Raw genomic sequence first — 16316 nt, 5'->3', positions numbered from 1 at the left:
AGCGGCTTCCAGCCGAGCTCGGCCACTTTACGAATCGACTGCGACGACGCCTTGCCGGTCGAGATGTTGTAGAAAACGTCGGCGCCCGACTTCGAGAGATTGATGAGCTGGGAATCGACCGTCGGATCGGTGAGATCGTAGGTCTGCTCCATGATCACCTGCGCCGTGCCGCCGGCATCGGCCAGCACCTTCTTGAAGGGCCCTAAGAAGTCGCGGCCGAAATCGTCGTTCTGGTAGAGGATGCCGATCTTGGCGTTCGGCTTAACGCTGACGACGTGCCGGGCCAGGATGCGCGCCTCGGTCGGATAGAGCGGCAGACCCGCCATGGTCCATTTGAACTCTTTCGGATTGTTCCACTTCGATGCGCCGGTGTTGAGCAGGAGCTGCGGCACGCCTTTGGAGTTCAGGTATTTGTGCACGGCGGTCTGCGGCGCGGTGCCGAGCGAGCCGTAGAGCGCCAGCACCTCTTCCTGCTCGACCAACCGTCGCGTGGCCTCGACGCATTTCGGCGCGCTGTAGGCATCGTCCATGGTGAGGAACTTGACCTTGCGGCCGTTGATGCCGCCCTTCTCGTTCAGCATCTGGAAATAGGCTTCGCCGATGCGCCCCAGCACGCCGTAGAGCGAGCCGGGGCCGGAATGCGGCACGGTCTGCCCGATCTTGATCTCGGTGTCGCTGGCGCCCGCGTCGTATTTCTTCTCCGCGGCCCGGACATAAGGCGCAGGTAAGGTGGATGCAGCGATGGTGGCGAGCGCGGCGGCGCTGAAATCGCGCCGCGATGGATTCCTGGTCATTATTTGTTTCTCCCTAGCGAGGGCATTGTGCTGGCATCGCAGTGCAGCTCGCAAGTAGGAAGTCGCGGCTTTGCGACGCAATGACGCTCAAATCGCGGGAGTGTCAGCGTGTAGACTCAAGTCTTCTCGGCGACGACGACGAGGCCGCGCACCGGCTCGCTGTTCTCGTTGCGCGGCGAGGCCGACTCCAGTGTCAGCAGCTTGAGGCCCGCCTTGGCGATGGCACCGCGCACATATTCCGCGGCGTGGGCATAGCGCAAGCCGTCGCCGAGCACGATACCGCTGCCGTCATGCGTCTCCAGCGTGAAGGCGAGCACGCCACCAGATACGAGCACGCGCCTGGCCTCGCTCAGCACCGGTGCGAGATCGGAGAGATAGACGAACGCGTCCGCGGCCACGACGAGATTCGCGCTTGCGTCGGCCTTGCCGCGCAGGCCCTCGATCATGTCGGCGACCTCGAGCTCGGCATAGAGGTTGGTGGCGCGCGCCTCCTTGATCATGCCCGGCGACAGATCGATACCGACGAAATGATCGACCTGCTTGGCGAAGGCAGCCGCCGCAAGTCCGGTGCCGCAGCCGAGATCGATGGTGCGCTTGAAGTAAGCCGGCTTCTTCGCGGCGACCCTTGCGGCCAGCACCGCCTTGAAGATCAGCGCGGGCCCGCGGTAGTCGAGATCGTTGACCAGCGCGTGCTCGAAGCGGGGCGCGTATTGATCGAACAGCGCCTGCACATAGGCTTTTGGCATTTCCGCCATCTCCGCGTCGCCGAGCCGCATCAGGTGCAGGCCGGCGCCGTGCTGGTCCTCGGGATCGGATCGGCGCGCTTCCCGAAATGCCGCGATCGCCTTGTCGCGCTCGCCGAGCTGCTGACGGATTTCGCCGAGCGTGAACCAAGCCGAGGTGAAGTTCGGCGCGAGCTCGATCGCCTGCTCCAGGAGGTCCGCGGCGGCGGGCAGATCGCCCTTGAGCTGGAGGTCGCGCGCGAACTCGAAGCGCCGGTCGGCCATGAGATCGCCGGAGGACTGGAACAGGCGCAGGGGCATTGGGAACCGGGAACGAAGCGGTGATGACTCGAAGACGCGATGACGCAACCTATATAGCAGGCATGCGTCCGCAAGACATCCTGCTGCCAACTGATGCCGGCCTGTGCTGCAAGCCCGGCGGCTTTCATATCGATCCTGTCCGCGCGGTCGAGCGCGCCGTGATCACCCACGGGCATTCCGACCATGCCCGCGCCGGCCATGGCGCGGTGCTGGCGACGCAGGAAACGCTCGATATCATGCGGTTGCGGTACGGCGAGAATATTGCCGGATCGACGCAAGCGATCCGCTATGGCGAGGAGATCCGGTTCGGCGACGTCACCGTCAAATTTCATCCGGCCGGCCACGTGCTGGGCTCAGCACAGATCGCCGTGACCTGCAAGGACACCTGCATCGTCGTCTCCGGCGACTACAAGGATGCGGCCGATCCGACCTGCGCGCCGTTCGAGCTGGTGCCCTGCGACGTCTTCATCACCGAGGCCACCTTTGGGCTGCCGGTATTCCGGCATGGTGATGCGAGCGACGAGGTGAAGAAGCTGCTCGCCTCGGTCGCGCTGTTTCCGGAGCGCGCGCATCTGGTCGGCGCCTATTCGCTCGGCAAGGCCCAGCGCGTGATCGCGCTGCTGCGCCAGGCCGGCTATGACGCGCCGATCTACCTGCATGGCGCCCTGGAGAAGATCACGCATTACTACCAGAGCCGCGGAATCACGCTCGGCGAACTGAGGCCGGTGAAGGGCGTGAAGAAAGCTGCGCTTGCCGGCACCATCACACTGGCGCCGCCCTCGGCGACTTCCGATCTCTGGACCCGGCGCTTTCCGGATCCCGTCACCGCTTTCGCGTCCGGGTGGATGCGCGTGCGCGCCCGGGCGCGCCAGCGCGGTGTCGAGCTGCCGCTGGTGATCTCCGACCATGCCGATTGGGACGGCCTTACCTCTACGATCGCCGCGACCGGCGCGGGCGAGATCTGGGTCACTCACGGCCAGGAAGATGCGCTGGTGCATTGGTGCCGGAGCAAAGGCCTGAAAGCGCGGCCGCTCGATCTCGTCGGCTATGGCGACGAGGAGGAGAGCGAGACGCCGATTCCAGACGAGGCCGAAGCATGAACCGCTTCGCCGAACTCCTCGACCGCCTTGCTTACGAGCCCGGCCGCAACAACAAGCTGCGGCTGATCACCGGCTATTTCCGCGAGGTCGGCGATCCCGACCGCGGTCATGCGCTGGCGGCGCTGACCGGCGCGCTGAGCTTCAAGCATGCCAAGCCCGCGTTGATCCGAAACCTCATCGCGGCGCGCACCGATCCGGTGCTGTTCGGGTTGAGTTACGACTACGTCGGCGACCTCTCGGAGACGGTGGCGCTGATGTGGCCTCGGCGGGTGCCTAATAATGGCGAATCTTTTCCGAGCCACCCCTCTCCCCCGCCCTCCCCCGCAAGGGGGGAGGGAGCACAGCGGAGTGCGCGGCCACCGGAAGCGACAACAAGTCATGGCGATTTCGAAAGTGATGGGCGCATGGCTCTCTCCGTTCCCTCCCCCCTTGCGGGGGAGGGGCAGGGAGGGGGGTACCGCGGGCGAGATGCTGAAGAGTCTCCTCACCCAAGCAGCCACAACAACCCGCCGCCCCCGACGCTCACCGAGGTCGTCACCACGCTGCGCACGCTCGGCAAGACCGAATTGCCAAAGCAGCTCGAGCGCTGGCTCGACGAGCTCGACGAGACCGGCCGCTGGGCGCTGCTGAAGCTCGTCACCGGCGCGCTTCGCATCGGCGTCTCAGCGCGGCTGGCGAAAACCGCGGCTGCGGCGCTCGGCGACAAGGACCCGCATGAGATCGAGTTGATCTGGCCCGGTCTTGCGCCGCCCTATCTCGATTTGTTCGCCTGGCTGGAAGGCCGTGGCGACAAGCCCGTCAACCGCGATCCCGCGCCGTTCCGGCCCGTCATGCTGGCGCATGCGATCGAGGACACGGATTTCGCCGCGCTCGATCCCGCCGACTACATTGCCGAATGGAAATGGGACGGCATTCGCGTGCAGGCGGTGGCGGGGCGGGACGGCCGCGGCCACATTGCGGCGCGGCTCTATTCGCGCACCGGCGAAGACATCACGGGGAGCTTTCCCGACCTCGTGCCTTCGCTGCGGCTCACAGGCGCCATCGATGGCGAGCTTCTGATCCTGCGCGGGGGCCGCGTGCAGAGCTTCAACGTCCTGCAACAGCGCCTCAACCGCAAGGTCGTCTCGCCGAAACTGATCAAGGAGTTTCCGATCCACCTGCGCGCCTACGATCTGCTTGGCGACGACGAGAACGATCTGCGCGAGCTGCCCTTCGCGGAGCGGCGCGAACGGCTGGAGACGTTCGTCGCCAAGCTCGGCGATCCCCGCATCGATCTGTCGCCGACCGTGCCCTTCGCGAGTTGGGATGCGCTCACCGCGGCACGGGCCGATCCGGCGAGCGCCGGAGCCGGCGATGACGCAGAGGCCGTCGAAGGCGTGATGCTGAAGCGACGCGATGCACCCTACTTGCCGGGGCGGCCGAAGGGGCAGTGGTGGAAGTGGAAGCGCGATCCGCACATCATCGATGCCGTGTTGATGTATGCGCAGCGGGGCCACGGCAAGCGTTCGTCCTATTATTCCGACTACACCTTCGGCGTCTGGACCGAGGGCGAGACTGGCGACGAACTGGTGCCGGTCGGCAAGGCCTATTTCGGCTTCACCGACGAGGAGCTGCTGCAGATCGACCGCTTCGTCCGCCGCAACACCACGGAAAAATTTGGTCCCGTTCGCCACGTCGTGCACGAGGGCGACAAGGGGCTGGTGCTGGAGGTCGCGTTCGAGGGGCTGCAGCGTTCGCCGCGACACAAGTCCGGCGTCGCCATGCGCTTTCCCCGCATCAGCCGCCTGCGCTGGGACAAGCCGCCGCGGGAGGCGGATCGGCTGGAGACGCTGGAGAGGATGCTGAAGGCGGAAGCGGCGGAGATTGATGTGTGAGGCGGTGCGCTCCCCCTCCCGCTTGCGGGAGAGGTTACAGCCAGCCCGAGGCAGGCGCTGCCGGAATTAAACTCCCGTAACCCGATTGACGCCTCGATGCGGGTTCCCCATGTGCCTCGCCGTGCCCTATAATGGGGTCGAATCCCCTGAGGAGTTCGCGATGGTCCAAGACGTCAGAGATTTGCCGGCCGGCCGCAGCGACGGCCTGCACCGCTTTCTCGGCGGCTCCCCGCTGGCGGTCGCGTTCCGGCTGGTCCTGCTCTCGATCCTGGTCGGCGTCGTGCTGGCCGCGATCGGCTTCGATCCCTGGAATATCATCACCAGCATTCGCCTCTTGTTCCAGCGTCTCTGGGATCTCGGCTTCGATGCCGTGAACTGGCTGTGGCGCTACTTCCTGCTCGGCGCGGTCATCGTGATTCCGATCTGGCTGCTCTCGCGCGTCTTCGGTGCGCCGCGCGGCCGGTGAGGATTTGATTGAGGGAGCGCGCAGCCGATGCAACTGCGTTTCGTCGGCTGCGGTGACGCCTTCGGCTCCGGCGGCAGGCTCAACACCTGCTTCCATGTCTCGGGGCGCGCGGCCAACTTCCTGATCGATTGCGGCGCGTCGGCATTGCCGGCGTTGAAGCGGCTCGAGATCGACTGCAACGAGATCGATCTGATCCTGATCACGCATTTCCATGGCGACCATTTTGCCGGGCTGCCGTTTGTCCTGCTCGACGCGCAATTCTCGCGGCGGACGCGGCCGTTGACCATCGCGGGCCCGCAAGGCATCGCGGCGCGGCTTGCCCAGGTGATGGAAGCGCTGTTCGAGCATTCCTCGACAACCAAACAGCGCTTCGAGCTGAACGTGGTCGAGCTCGCGCCCCAGCAACGCCGAAGCTTCGGCGCGGTGACCGTGACACCCTATCCCGTCGTGCACGGCGAATCCGGCGGGCCTTTCCTGGCCTATCGCATCGAGGCCGAGGGCCGCACGCTGGCCTACAGCGCCGATACCGAATGGACGGAGACGCTCATTCCGCTGGCGCATGGCGCGGACCTTTTCATTGCCGAAGCCTACATGTACGAGAAGGTGGTCAAGAACCATCTCAGCCTGAAGACCTTGGAACCGCACCTGCCCGCGATCGCCGCCAGGCGGCTCGTCCTCACCCATACGAGCGACGACATGCTGTCGCATCTGAGCGAAGTGCCGCATCTGGCTGCAGAGGACGGCTTGGTGCTCGTGTTCTGACATGCACGCACCGGTTCATCCCAGGATCGGCTCCCGCCAGGTGTTCGCCATCGCGGGGCCGGCGATGGTCGCGAACCTGACCACGCCGCTGATCGGCGTGGTCTCGACCACCGCGATCGGCCGGCTCGACGATGCCGCGCTGCTCGGAGGCGTCGCGATGGCCTCCGTCATCTTCGACTGCCTGTTCTGGCTGTTCGGCTTCCTGCGCATGAGCACGCTCGCCTTCACCGCACAGGCGCTGGGCGCCGGCGAGACGCGCGAGCAGACCGCGATCCTGGTGCGCGGCTTCATCGTTGCCGGCCTGATCGGCACCGCGCTGATCGCTCTGCAACTGCCGCTGACTTCGGTGCTGTTCGACCTGATGGGCGGCAGCGAAGGCGTGACGCGCGCGGCGAAAACCTACTTCATGATCCGGATCTGGTCATCGCCATTCGCCTTCGCCAATTACGTCGTGCTCGGCTGGCTGGTCGGACAGGCCCGCGCCAATCCGGCCCTTGCGCTCCAGGTCGTCATCAACCTCATCAACATGGTGGCGACGGTCCTGTTGGTGCTGGTCTACGACACCGGCATTGCCGGCGCGGCGATCGCCGCGCTGCTGTCGGAGACGACCGGCTTCGCGCTCGGCGTCATCGTCTGCCGGCGCCATGCCGCCGGAGGCTTCAGCGTGCCCCGTGCAACGCTGTTCAATCGCGCCAAACTGATGCGTCTGCTGGCGGTGAACTCCGACATCATGATCCGCACGGCGGCGCTGATCGTCGTGTTCCTGTTCTTCACCGCCAAGGGCGCGCGCGCCGGCGACGTCACGCTGGCGGCGAACTCCGTGCTCAACAATTTCCTCCTGGTCAGCGCCTTCTTCCTCGACGGCCTCGCCAACGCAGCCCAGCAGCTCTGCGGCCGCAGCTTTGGCGCGCGCGACGCCAGGGGATTTGCGGATTCGACCAGGCTGGTGCTGCTCTGGGGCCTCGGCTTCGCGCTGGTCGTCGCCGCGCTGTTCGCGCTGCTCGGCCCCAACCTGATCGATGTCATGACGGCCAGTGAGGACGTACGCCGCGCCGCGCGCGACTTCCTGCCGTTCATCGTGCTCGCCCCCATCCCCGGCGTGTTCGCCTTCGGCTTCGACGGCATCTATGTCGGCGCGACCTGGGCGCGCGAGATGCGCAATCTGATGCTGGCCTCGCTGGCAATCTTTTTTGGCATTTGGCTGGGGCTGCAATCGTTCGGCAATGCGGGACTGTGGAGCGCGCTGATCGCGTTCTACGTCGCCCGCGGCGGCTTGCAGGGTGCGCGCTATCCGGCGCTGTATCGGGCGACGTTCTCGAAGCCGTAACTCTCGTGTCCCGGACGCGCTGCAGCGTGAAATGCTGCTGCGCCGATCCGGGACCCGCCAGGCATAGGCCCCGGATCAGCAGCGCACCGCCACCCGCTGCGCCGCATCCGGGGCACCAGACTGTCTCACATCCCCGGCCAGTCTTCCGCCGTGAGCGTCGCCGCATCAGCGCCGACGATATCGGACAGCGAATCCCGCCCCGTGCGAAGCAGCGTCGAGGTCAGATCGCGCTTGATCTCGTCGACGAGGCCGAGGCCCTTGTAGACCAGCGACGAATAGAGCTGGATCAGGCTGGCGCCGGCGCGGATTTTCGTCAGCGCGGCGCCGCCCGAGTCCACACCGCCGACGCCGATCAGCGGAAACGCACCCTCGACGCGCACATAGGTCTCCGCGACCATGCGCGTCGAAAGGCGAAACAGCGGCCGCCCCGACAGGCCGCCTTGCTCCTTTGCCCGTACCTGCTCACGCAACGTGCTCGGCCGCGCGATCGTGGTGTTCGACACGATCATGCCGTCGACCCGGCGCGAGCGCGCGACCTGCACGATGTCGTCGAGCTGGGCAAGGCTCAAATCCGGGGCGATCTTGAGCAGCACCGGCGTGTCGCCCGCCTTCTGGCGCACCCGCTCGCGGGCGTCGATCACATGTGCGAGGAGATCGTCGAGCAGCGCGCCTTCCTGCAGATTGCGCAGGCCGGGCGTGTTCGGCGAGGAGACGTTGACGGTGAAATAGCTCGCCACCGGCGCAAAGGTCTCGATCAGCTTGACGTAGTCGGCGACGCGGTCCGGGGAATCCTTGTTGGCCCCGACATTGACGCCGACGATACCGCCGTGCTGCGCGCGCGCGGCGAGCCGGCGCAACGCAAGGTCCGCGCCGTCATTGTTGAAACCCATGCGGTTGATGATCGCCTCGTCGCGATCGAGCCGGAACAGCCGCGGTCGCGGATTGCCTTCCTGCGGCTTCGGCGTCACCGAGCCGATCTCGACGAAGCCGAAGCCGAGCCGCAACAGCGCGTCCGGCACCTCGGCGCTCTTGTCGAAGCCGGCGGCCATGCCGATCGGATTGGGAAAGTTCAGTCCGAAGGCGCGCACCGCGAGCTTGGGATCATCGGCGCGCGGCTTGACCGGCGGCAGGAAGCGCAGGCCCTGGATCGCGAGGCGATGCGCGTCTTCGGGATCGAGCCAGCGCAACACCGGCAGCGAAAAGGCGTCGAACGCGCGGATCACGGCAACAGCTCCGGAACGTCGTGACCGCCATCGGAACGGATGTTGAGGTTCATCACCGCGATCACCGCGCCGAGATCGAGCTCGCCGTAGAGATGCGGAAACAGCTCGTCATTGCGCGAGCGCTCCCAGCGCAGCTCACTGCCCAGCAAGTCACCGTCGACCTCGACCAGGAACAGCGCACGCTGCCCGAAATAGTGCCTGCGCAGGGTCTCGGGGACCTGGGCAGCGGTCGAGAAATGGATGAATCCATCGCGCGCATCATCCGCGCTGCCCCGGTAGGCACCCTGCCGTTCCGCCTCGCGCCAGGCCGAGGCCGGACAGATTTTGTAGATCTTGACCACCGCTTCCGCAGCCTTGTTTGTTCTTTGAATTATTTGGGTTTTTTCGTCTCTCGTGGGTCCGCAAAACCCGGGGTCGACCGTAAAGGCCGTCCCTTCCGAACTCAAGACCTAGAGCCTTTTCCGTTCCAATGAAATCGGAACGGGGCTTTCGATTGCTGTTTTGATGCGTTTTCTTGACGCGAACCGATACCCACTTCGCCTGAAACCGCTTTCCCCTGCTACCTCTTGCGCGAAAAACGGAAAACCGGTTGATTTGAGGACAGTTTTCCTGAGTTGCGACGGGCTGGACCTTCCATGGTCAGACAGGCCAAAGCGCAGAGGATGCTGACCCACGACCAGATCTGGGCCGCGCTGGATCGGCTGGCGGCGCGCGCCGGATTGTCACCGTCCGGCCTTGCCAAGCGCGCCGGGCTCGACCCCACCACTTTCAACAGGTCCAAGCGCGTCACCGCCGACGGCCGCGAGCGCTGGCCCTCGACCGAATCGATCGCCAAGGCGCTGGCCGCGGCCGACACCTCGATCGACAGCTTTGCGAAGTTGATTGACGACGACGGCGTGCGCGACGGCCGTTCGGTGCCGCTGCTCGGATTCGCGCAGGCCGGGACGAGCGGCGCTTTCGACGAGGCCGGCCTTCCATCCGGCAGGGGCTGGACCGAAATTGCGCTTCCCATCACGGAGGACCGCCACACGTTTGCGCTGGAGATTTCCGGCGATGCGCTTGCGCCTGTCTATCGCGACGGCGACATCGTCCTGGTCTCACCCGGCGCGCCGATCCGCAAAGGCGATCGCGTGGTGGTGAGGAGCAAGGCGGGTGAGGTGACGGTCGCGACGCTGAAGCGCCGCTCCGCAAAGACGCTGGAGCTTCAGCCGCTCGATGGGGCACAGGCCGAATGCACGATGGCGGCGGGTGATGTGGTGTGGATCGCGCGGATCCTGTGGGCAAGCCAGTGATTGGTTGCTGCCGGTGTTGTGATCGGCCGACGACATCGGCCGGGCCACGCCTCGTCCGCCGCGACCTTGCGACTCACCGGCCCTCTCACATAGGTTGCGCACCTGCTGCCGACCAAATTCATCGCAGGGGAAACATGATGGATCGCCGTCACGCATTGAAGGCCTTGGCGGGTCTCGCGCTTTGTCCGCTATGCAAGCCGGGCTTCGCGGCCGAAGGCACCCATTGGAGCTATGAGGGCGCCGGCGGCCCGGCCAAATGGGGCGACCTCGACGCGGCCAACAAGGCCTGCGCGGTCGGCCTGCAACAATCGCCGATCGACATCGAGGCGACGATCAGGTCGCAATTGCCGGTTCTGAAGCTGAACTGGGGCAAGAGCGCCGACACCATCGTCAACAACGGGCACACGATCCAGCTCAACTTCGCCGAAGGCAGTACGCTCGCGCTCGGCGACGTCAGGTACAAGCTGCTCCAGGTGCACTTTCACCGGCCGAGCGAGCACATGATCGGCGGCAAGAATTTTCCGATGGAGGCGCATTTCGTCCATCGCAACGATGCCGGCGGTCTGGCCGTGGTCGGTGTGCTGATGGCCGAAGGCAGGCCGAATGCGGCCTTCGGCAAGATCGTCAAGTCCATGCCGGCGGCGGAAGGGCCCGCGGTGAAAGCCGATGCCGGCATCGATCCTCACGTCCTGCTGCCGCAAAAGCTCAGCTATTTCCGCTATCCCGGCTCGCTGACGACTCCGCCCTGTTCGGAAGTGGTCGAATGGCTGCTGCTGACCGATCCGATCCAGGTCGCCAGCGCCGACGTTGGCGCCTTCGCAAAGCTCTATCCGATGAACGCGCGCCCGGTGCAGAAGGACAATCGGCGCTACGTGCTGCGGTCGACCTGAGACGGCGTCTCCGATCAACACTGTCGTCCCGGCGAACGCCGGGACCCATACCGCGTGATCTGTCGGAGAGTGGCGGTCTTCGTACCGACGCAAGCGCAATTGCGAATCTTCGCCTAACTTCTCCCAGGGGTTGGGTCCCGGCGTTCGCCGGGACGACAGCGGAGTGTAGAGCGAAGAGCAACGCGTTTCTCACGCGCTCCTTGCCAGCGCGCCGTCGATCATGTTCACCGCATTCTGCACACCGTACACGGCGACGAAGGAGCCGAAGCGCGGACCCTTCTCCTGGCCGAGCAGTACCTGGTAGAGCATGTTGAACCAGTCGAGCGTGACGCCGGGCCGGCCGTCCTTGCCCTTCTTGACCTGGTCGAGGAACGGCTCGCGGCGGCCGACCTCGTAGACGACGTTCTGGATGTCCTCGGCCGAAGCGTCCGGCGCCAACTGCGACAGCGCATCGCGCAGATCCTGAAGCGCGGCGCGCTCGCTGTCTGTCGGCACCCGGAACTGCTTCGTGGGCGCGACGAAATCGCGATAATAGTTGATGGCGTAGCCGACCATCGCGTCCAGCTTCGGATGCGTCTGCGGCGTCACGCCGGGGCGATAGCGGCCGATGAAGCCCCACAGCGTCCCGGCATTCTCCGCGTTCGACGACGACACCAGGGTCAGCAGCAGCTGGAACGTGACGGGCATGTCGCCCTTCGGCGGCTTGCCGTTGTGGATGTGCCAGACCGGATTGCCGAGCTGCTGCTTGCCGTCCTGCTTGGCAAAGCCGTCGATGAACTGCTGGTAGTCGTCGACATTGCGCGGGATGACATCGAAATACAGCCGCTTGGCCGCCTTCGGCTCGCGGTACATGAACAGCGACAGCGATTCCGGCGAGGCATAGCGCAGCCATTCGTCGATGGTGAGGCCGTTGCCCTTCGACTTTGAGATCTTCTGGCCCTTCTCGTCGAGGAAGAGCTCGTAGTTGAAGCCTTCGGGCGGCGTGGCGCCGAGCGCCTTTGCTATGGCGCCGGACAGCTTCACGGAATCGATCAGGTCCTTGCCGGCCATCTCGTAGTCGACGCCGAGCGCGACCCAGCGCATCGCCCAGTCTGCCTTCCACTGGCACTTGACGTTGCCGCCGGTGACGGGCGTTTCGACCTCCTGGTTCGTATCAGGATCGACATAGGTCACCGTGCCGGCCGCGACGTCGCGGCGGATCATCGGCACCTGCAGCACGACACCGGTTGTCTTGCTGATCGGCAGGAACGGCGAATAGGTGGCGCGGCGATCGGGACCCAGCGTCGGCAGGATGATCGCCATGACCTTGTCGTAGGCGGCGAGCATCTTGAGCAGCGTCGCGTCGAAGCGGCCCGACGTGTAGTAATCGGTCGAGCTCGCGAATTCGTAATCGAAGCCGAAATGATCGAGAAAGGCGCGAAGCCGCGCATTGTTGTGCGCGCCGAAGCTCTCATGCGTACCGAAGGGATCGGGCACGCGCGTCAGTGGCTTGCCGAGATTGGCTTCCAGCGGCGCCCTGTTCTGCACGTTGTCAGGCACCTTGCGCAGACCGTCCATGTCGTCGGAGAAGGCGAGCAGACGTGTCTTGATCTTGTCCTCGGTCAGCACGCGGAAGGCATGCCGCACCATCGAGGTGCGCGCGACCTCGCCGAACGTGCCGATATGCGGCAAGCCGGATGGCCCGTAGCCGGTCTCGAACAGCACCTCGTCCTTCGGGCTTTTCTTCAGCCGCGCGACAATGGCCTTCGCCTGCTCGAACGGCCAGGCGTTGGATTGTTCGGCGAGCGCACGCAGGTCGCTCGGGCTCATGCTGGGATCGATAACGGACATCAAGAAGGGCCTCCGGGCCGCGGAAAATAGCGATTTTCGGGCAGAATGCAAAAATGGTCTTGATCGTCGTTCCGGGGCGCGCGAAGCGCGAACCCGGAATCCCGAGATTCCGGGTTCGATGCTGGCGCATCGCCCCGGAATGACGATCGTTGTTTAGAACGGGCTCACCGAGAAATACCGCAGCCACAGATCGGTATAGCGGCCTTTTTCCCAGACGCGGAACATCGCCCAGTTCAGGGCCTGTCGCAGCACGTCGTTGCCCTTGCGCACGGCGATGCCGATGCCTTCACCGAAGAAACGGCTCTCGACGAAGGGACCGCCGGAGAAGGCGCAGCAATCGCCGGAATCGGTGCCGTTGATCCAGAACGCCAGCGAGATGGCGTCGCCGAAGATGAAGTCGACCTCACCACTGCGCAAAGCGGCGCGCATCGCATCGTCACTGGGATAGGCATGCAACTCGGCGTCGGTGAACATCGCCTTGAGATAGGCCTCATGCGCCGAGCCGGCGATGACGCCGACCTTCTTGCCCTCGAGATATTCGGGCCGGATCTCCGGCATCACCGCGTCCTTGCGCGAGACGAAGCGGGCCGGCACCCGGTAATAGGGATCGGTGAAGTCGACGCGTGAGCGAAGCTGCGGGCTCGCCGCCATCGAGGCGATGATGGCATCGCCCCGGTTGGAGGTGAGCGCGTCGACCAGCGTCTCGAAGCGGCGCATCTGCACGGTGCAGGTGACCTTGATTTCCTCGCAAAGCGCGCGGGCCAGATCGACGTTGAAGCCGGCCGGATTGCCGTCCGCGCCGGTGAAATTGAACGGCGGATAGTCAGTCTCGGTCAAGAAGCGGATCACGGTCAGGCGCGACAGGTCCGGCCGTTCCGGTCGGCGGCGCGGGTCCCAGAAGCCGGGCACGGCCTGCGGGGCCGCCTGGGGTGCGGCTTGCGGTGTGACCTGAGGTGCCGCCGGCGGCCGCCTGGCGGGCGCCTGGGCCTCGGCGCCGGTCAGTCCCGCGAGTAGGCACGCGCCGACGGCCAGCCCCGTCAGCAAGCTACGGGCAGATTTGGACGATTTCGCCTGGTGCGATGGAGCCATCAGCCGGAAATGAACGAATTTCGTTGGGATCGGAGGGCCTTATAGACCATCCCAGCGGGAACGCGAGCGCCGATTGCGGGCTGAGCAAAGGTCTCTCAGACGTCATGCCCGGGCTTGTCCCGGGCATCCACGAACTTCCTCGCCCGCCCAAGAACTTGGATGGCCGGGACGAGTCCGGCCATGACGGATGTGGAGGCACTGCGCCCGGACATAAGGCTCAAAGATACTTCTTCAAATCAGCCGCCGCCTCTTCCGGCGTCCGTTTCAAATTGAACGGCGAGACGAACCTCCCGTCGCGGTCCATCAGGTAGATCAGCGCGGTGTGGTCCATGGTGTAGTCGCCGTCCTTGGTCGGGACCTTCTTGGCATAGACCCGGTAGGAGGTGATGACCTTGGCGGTCTCGGCGGGATCGCCGGACAGGCCTTCGAGATGTGGATCGAAGCTCGACAGATAGTCCTTCATCGTTGCCGGCGTATCGCGCTCGGGATCGACCGAGATGAAGACGGCATTGACCTTGTCGGCGTCCTTGCCCAGTGCGCGCAGCACTTCCGAGAGCTCGAACAGCGAGGTCGGGCAGACGTCGGGGCAATGGGTGTAGCCGAAGAAGATCAGGGTCGGCTTGCCCTTGAGGCTCTTGTCCGTGACGGCCTTGCCGTTCTGGTCGGTCAGCTGGAACGGGCCGCCGATCGCGGCCGGCTGCGCCACCTTGCTGAGCCCGCCCATGGCCCAGAACATGATCAGGAGCCCGACAATGAGGCTTGCGGCGAAGGCGGTCGCGATCACCAGCGGACGGGTGGCGGGTCTCATGGGCGTAAAACTTCCTGTCGCAGGTCAGAAGCAGGCGGCAAAGCCGGTCCTGATCATTTCGAAGAACACCTGGCTGCCATAGTGGAACCAGAGCGCCAGCGCGCCGATCACGACGAGGCCGCCGATTGCCGCGCCGGCCCACAGCAGCACGGACGGCATTCGGCCGGCAGTGGGCGAATTGTCCGATAGCCGATGCGCTGGATGTAGTGGTTGAGCCATGACAACGATCGGGGCGAAGGCCCCGGTTCCCAGGCTGTCAGATAGGCTTTGCGCCGCCTGCGGGCAAGACGCCGCCTGCGAGGTAAAAGGATTCCGTCAGGCCGCGACCTATCAGTGAAGGAGCTGGCCCCGAGCGGTTTCGAGTTTCTCCGCTTGCGGGAGCGACCGGCGCGACGGCTTGGCCGTCGAGGCCTGCGCGTCCAGGTAGCAGGGCTTGTACATGGCCTCGAGCTGCTTGCCCCTCAGGAAGAGCATCCGTGGGGTAAGCCCGCCCCGCTGGCCGATCCAGCGCTTCACCCGCGAGGGATACATCGCATAGAGCATCTGGGTAGCTTCAGGATTGGTGACGGCGCGGCCGTTGGACCCGAAATCCCAGGCGGCGTGGAAGCCGAGCGTCGCATGCGAGGTCACGCAGATCCGGTCGTGCGGGATGGCGCCGAGGACGATGGTGCAGGCGGAGGCGCAGAGGCCGTCGATGATGACGGTCTCGCCCGATTGCCTGAGATCCTGGTATTTGTCAACGTAGGTTCCAATCCGGCCGCCGCGGTCATCCGCGATCCGAACCACCGCGTGAGAAGCCCCCACGCCCGCGATCAGGAGAACCGCCGCAAGCAACCCCGTCAGAAACTTCATTGTCCCCCGCCCCAGCGAATTCGAATCTGCGTGTCAGGTGGTGATGCACAGCTAGCGTCTGTCGTAACCAAGGTTTTGTCTAGGCAGGCGGGCTCGATCAAAACAAATTCAAATCCAGTGTTGCGTCCGCGCTGCACTCGGCCGGTCTCTATCCCAAAGCGGAACAAGTTAATGAGGTCTTACGCGCCACACCCTTGATCTCAGTTGCAACCGCTGGCTTCAATCCGGGCAACTACAGGGGGGAACTCATGGAGGGGCAGACGCATGGCTGAAGAAGCGGACGTCATCGTCGTCGGCGCGGGACTGTCGGGTCTCGTGGCCGCAACCGAGATCGCCGACGGGGGCAAGCGCGTTATCGTCGTGGACCAGGAAGGAGAGCAGTCGCTCGGTGGCCAGGCGTTCTGGTCGTTCGGCGGACTGTTCCTGGTCGAATCGCCGGAGCAGCGCCGGCTCGGCATCAAGGACTCCTACGAGCTCGCAATGCAGGACTGGCTCGGCACCGCCGGCTTCGACCGCGACGAGGATTATTGGCCGCGGCAATGGGCCGAGGCTTATGTCGCCTTTGCGGCCGGCGAGAAGCGCGACTGGCTGCGCGCGATGGGGCATCGCATCTTCCCCGTGGTCGGCTGGGCCGAGCGCGGCGGCTACGACGCGATGGGCCACGGCAATTCGGTGCCGCGCTTTCACGTGACCTGGGGCACCGGTCCCGGCATCGTCGAACCGTTCGAGCGTCGCGCGCGCGAGGCGCTGAAGAGTGGCCGGCTGAGCTTCAGGTTCCGCCATCGCGTCGATGCGTTCTCGGTCACCAATGGCACCGTGGATGGCGTCAGCGGCGCCGTCCTTGCGCCCGACACTGTCGCGCGCGGCAGGAGCTCCTCCCGCGACGCCGTCGGCGAGTTTGCGCTGAGGGCGCAGGCCGTGATCGTCGCCTCCGGCGGCATCGGCGGCAATCACGAGCTGGTGCGG

At 65.3% G+C, this 16316-nt stretch carries 17 protein-coding genes; 8 read left to right on the top strand and 9 right to left on the bottom strand.

Annotated features, from left to right (window positions below; genetic code table 11):
• Window positions 1-794: ABC transporter substrate-binding protein (locus IC50_RS20915; RefSeq protein WP_035709003.1), on the bottom strand; the 794-nt coding region annotated here is incomplete at its 3' end.
• A 116-nt stretch (window positions 795-910) separates the two neighbouring features.
• The gene (locus tag IC50_RS20910; protein WP_035709000.1) at window positions 911-1837 is read right to left on the bottom strand and encodes a class I SAM-dependent DNA methyltransferase; all 927 of its coding nucleotides are present in this window, start codon (window positions 1835-1837) and stop codon (window positions 911-913) included.
• A 62-nt stretch (window positions 1838-1899) separates the two neighbouring features.
• On the opposite strand from IC50_RS20910, the gene IC50_RS20905 reads away from it, so the two are divergent.
• The 5 genes from IC50_RS20905 (at window position 1900) to IC50_RS20885 (ending at window position 7366) form a co-directional block, all read left to right on the top strand.
• Window positions 1900-2937, top strand: a complete 1038-nt coding sequence (locus IC50_RS20905) for a ligase-associated DNA damage response exonuclease (RefSeq protein WP_035708998.1) — start codon at window positions 1900-1902, stop codon at window positions 2935-2937.
• On the top strand, window positions 2934-4811 hold the full coding sequence (locus IC50_RS20900) for a cisplatin damage response ATP-dependent DNA ligase (protein ID WP_035708995.1): 1878 nt from the start codon (window positions 2934-2936) through the stop codon (window positions 4809-4811). The genes IC50_RS20905 and IC50_RS20900 overlap by 4 nt, the downstream gene beginning before the upstream one ends.
• Before the next feature lie 160 nt (window positions 4812-4971).
• Window positions 4972-5277 (top strand): DUF6460 domain-containing protein, encoded by a 306-nt coding sequence (locus IC50_RS20895; protein ID WP_028181545.1) that lies wholly within the window; start codon window positions 4972-4974, stop codon window positions 5275-5277.
• A 27-nt stretch (window positions 5278-5304) separates the two neighbouring features.
• Window positions 5305-6039, top strand: coding sequence for an MBL fold metallo-hydrolase (locus tag IC50_RS20890; protein WP_035708992.1), 735 nt, complete (start codon window positions 5305-5307; stop codon window positions 6037-6039).
• A 1-nt stretch (window position 6040) separates the two neighbouring features.
• Window positions 6041-7366 carry an MATE family efflux transporter gene (locus tag IC50_RS20885; RefSeq protein WP_035708989.1) on the top strand — a complete coding sequence of 442 codons (1326 nt, stop codon included), beginning with the start codon at window positions 6041-6043 and terminating at the stop codon, window positions 7364-7366.
• Window positions 7367-7491: 125 nt separating this feature from the next.
• On the opposite strand, the gene IC50_RS20880 is transcribed toward IC50_RS20885, so the two are convergent.
• Together IC50_RS20880 and IC50_RS20875 are read right to left on the bottom strand one after the other, a co-directional pair.
• Entirely contained in the window at window positions 7492-8589 is a 1098-nt protein-coding gene (locus IC50_RS20880; RefSeq protein ID WP_035708987.1) for a quinone-dependent dihydroorotate dehydrogenase, read from the bottom strand.
• Complete coding sequence (locus IC50_RS20875) at window positions 8586-8930, bottom strand: DUF952 domain-containing protein (protein ID WP_035708983.1); 345 nt, start codon at window positions 8928-8930, stop codon at window positions 8586-8588. Before IC50_RS20875 ends, IC50_RS20880 begins: the two co-directional genes overlap by 4 nt.
• A 294-nt stretch (window positions 8931-9224) precedes the next feature.
• Between IC50_RS20875 and IC50_RS20870 the strand changes: the two genes are divergently transcribed.
• Window positions 9225-9881, top strand: a complete 657-nt coding sequence (locus tag IC50_RS20870; protein ID WP_085973881.1) for a S24 family peptidase — start codon at window positions 9225-9227, stop codon at window positions 9879-9881.
• A gap of 137 nt (window positions 9882-10018) precedes the next feature.
• Entirely contained in the window at window positions 10019-10771 is a 753-nt protein-coding gene (locus IC50_RS20865) for a carbonic anhydrase (protein WP_035709005.1), read from the top strand.
• A 189-nt stretch (window positions 10772-10960) separates the two neighbouring features.
• Here the strand turns inward: IC50_RS20865 and IC50_RS20860 are convergent, their stop codons facing one another.
• From IC50_RS20860 to IC50_RS20840, 5 genes are all read right to left on the bottom strand, one after another.
• Window positions 10961-12601 (bottom strand): lysine--tRNA ligase, encoded by a 1641-nt coding sequence (locus IC50_RS20860; protein WP_035708979.1) that lies wholly within the window; start codon window positions 12599-12601, stop codon window positions 10961-10963.
• A gap of 153 nt (window positions 12602-12754) precedes the next feature.
• Complete coding sequence (locus tag IC50_RS20855; protein ID WP_035708977.1) at window positions 12755-13690, bottom strand: transporter substrate-binding domain-containing protein; 936 nt, start codon at window positions 13688-13690, stop codon at window positions 12755-12757.
• 217 nt (window positions 13691-13907) lie between these two features.
• Window positions 13908-14498, bottom strand: a complete 591-nt coding sequence (locus tag IC50_RS20850; protein WP_035708976.1) for an SCO family protein — start codon at window positions 14496-14498, stop codon at window positions 13908-13910.
• A gap of 24 nt (window positions 14499-14522) precedes the next feature.
• Entirely contained in the window at window positions 14523-14657 is a 135-nt protein-coding gene (locus tag IC50_RS43725) for a hypothetical protein (RefSeq protein ID WP_277996252.1), read from the bottom strand.
• Between the two features lie 171 nt (window positions 14658-14828).
• Entirely contained in the window at window positions 14829-15350 is a 522-nt protein-coding gene (locus IC50_RS20840) for a hypothetical protein (protein ID WP_035708972.1), read from the bottom strand.
• Between the two features lie 264 nt (window positions 15351-15614).
• On the opposite strand from IC50_RS20840, the gene IC50_RS20835 reads away from it, so the two are divergent.
• On the top strand, window positions 15615-16316 hold a 702-nt coding region (locus tag IC50_RS20835), incomplete at its 3' end, for an FAD-binding protein (RefSeq protein ID WP_035708971.1).

Origin of the sequence: Bradyrhizobium genomosp. I (2014) (assembly GCF_000261685.1) — a bacterium.
Classification (GTDB): domain Bacteria; phylum Pseudomonadota; class Alphaproteobacteria; order Rhizobiales; family Xanthobacteraceae; genus Bradyrhizobium.
This window is presented reverse-complemented; position numbering and strand designations above follow the sequence as displayed.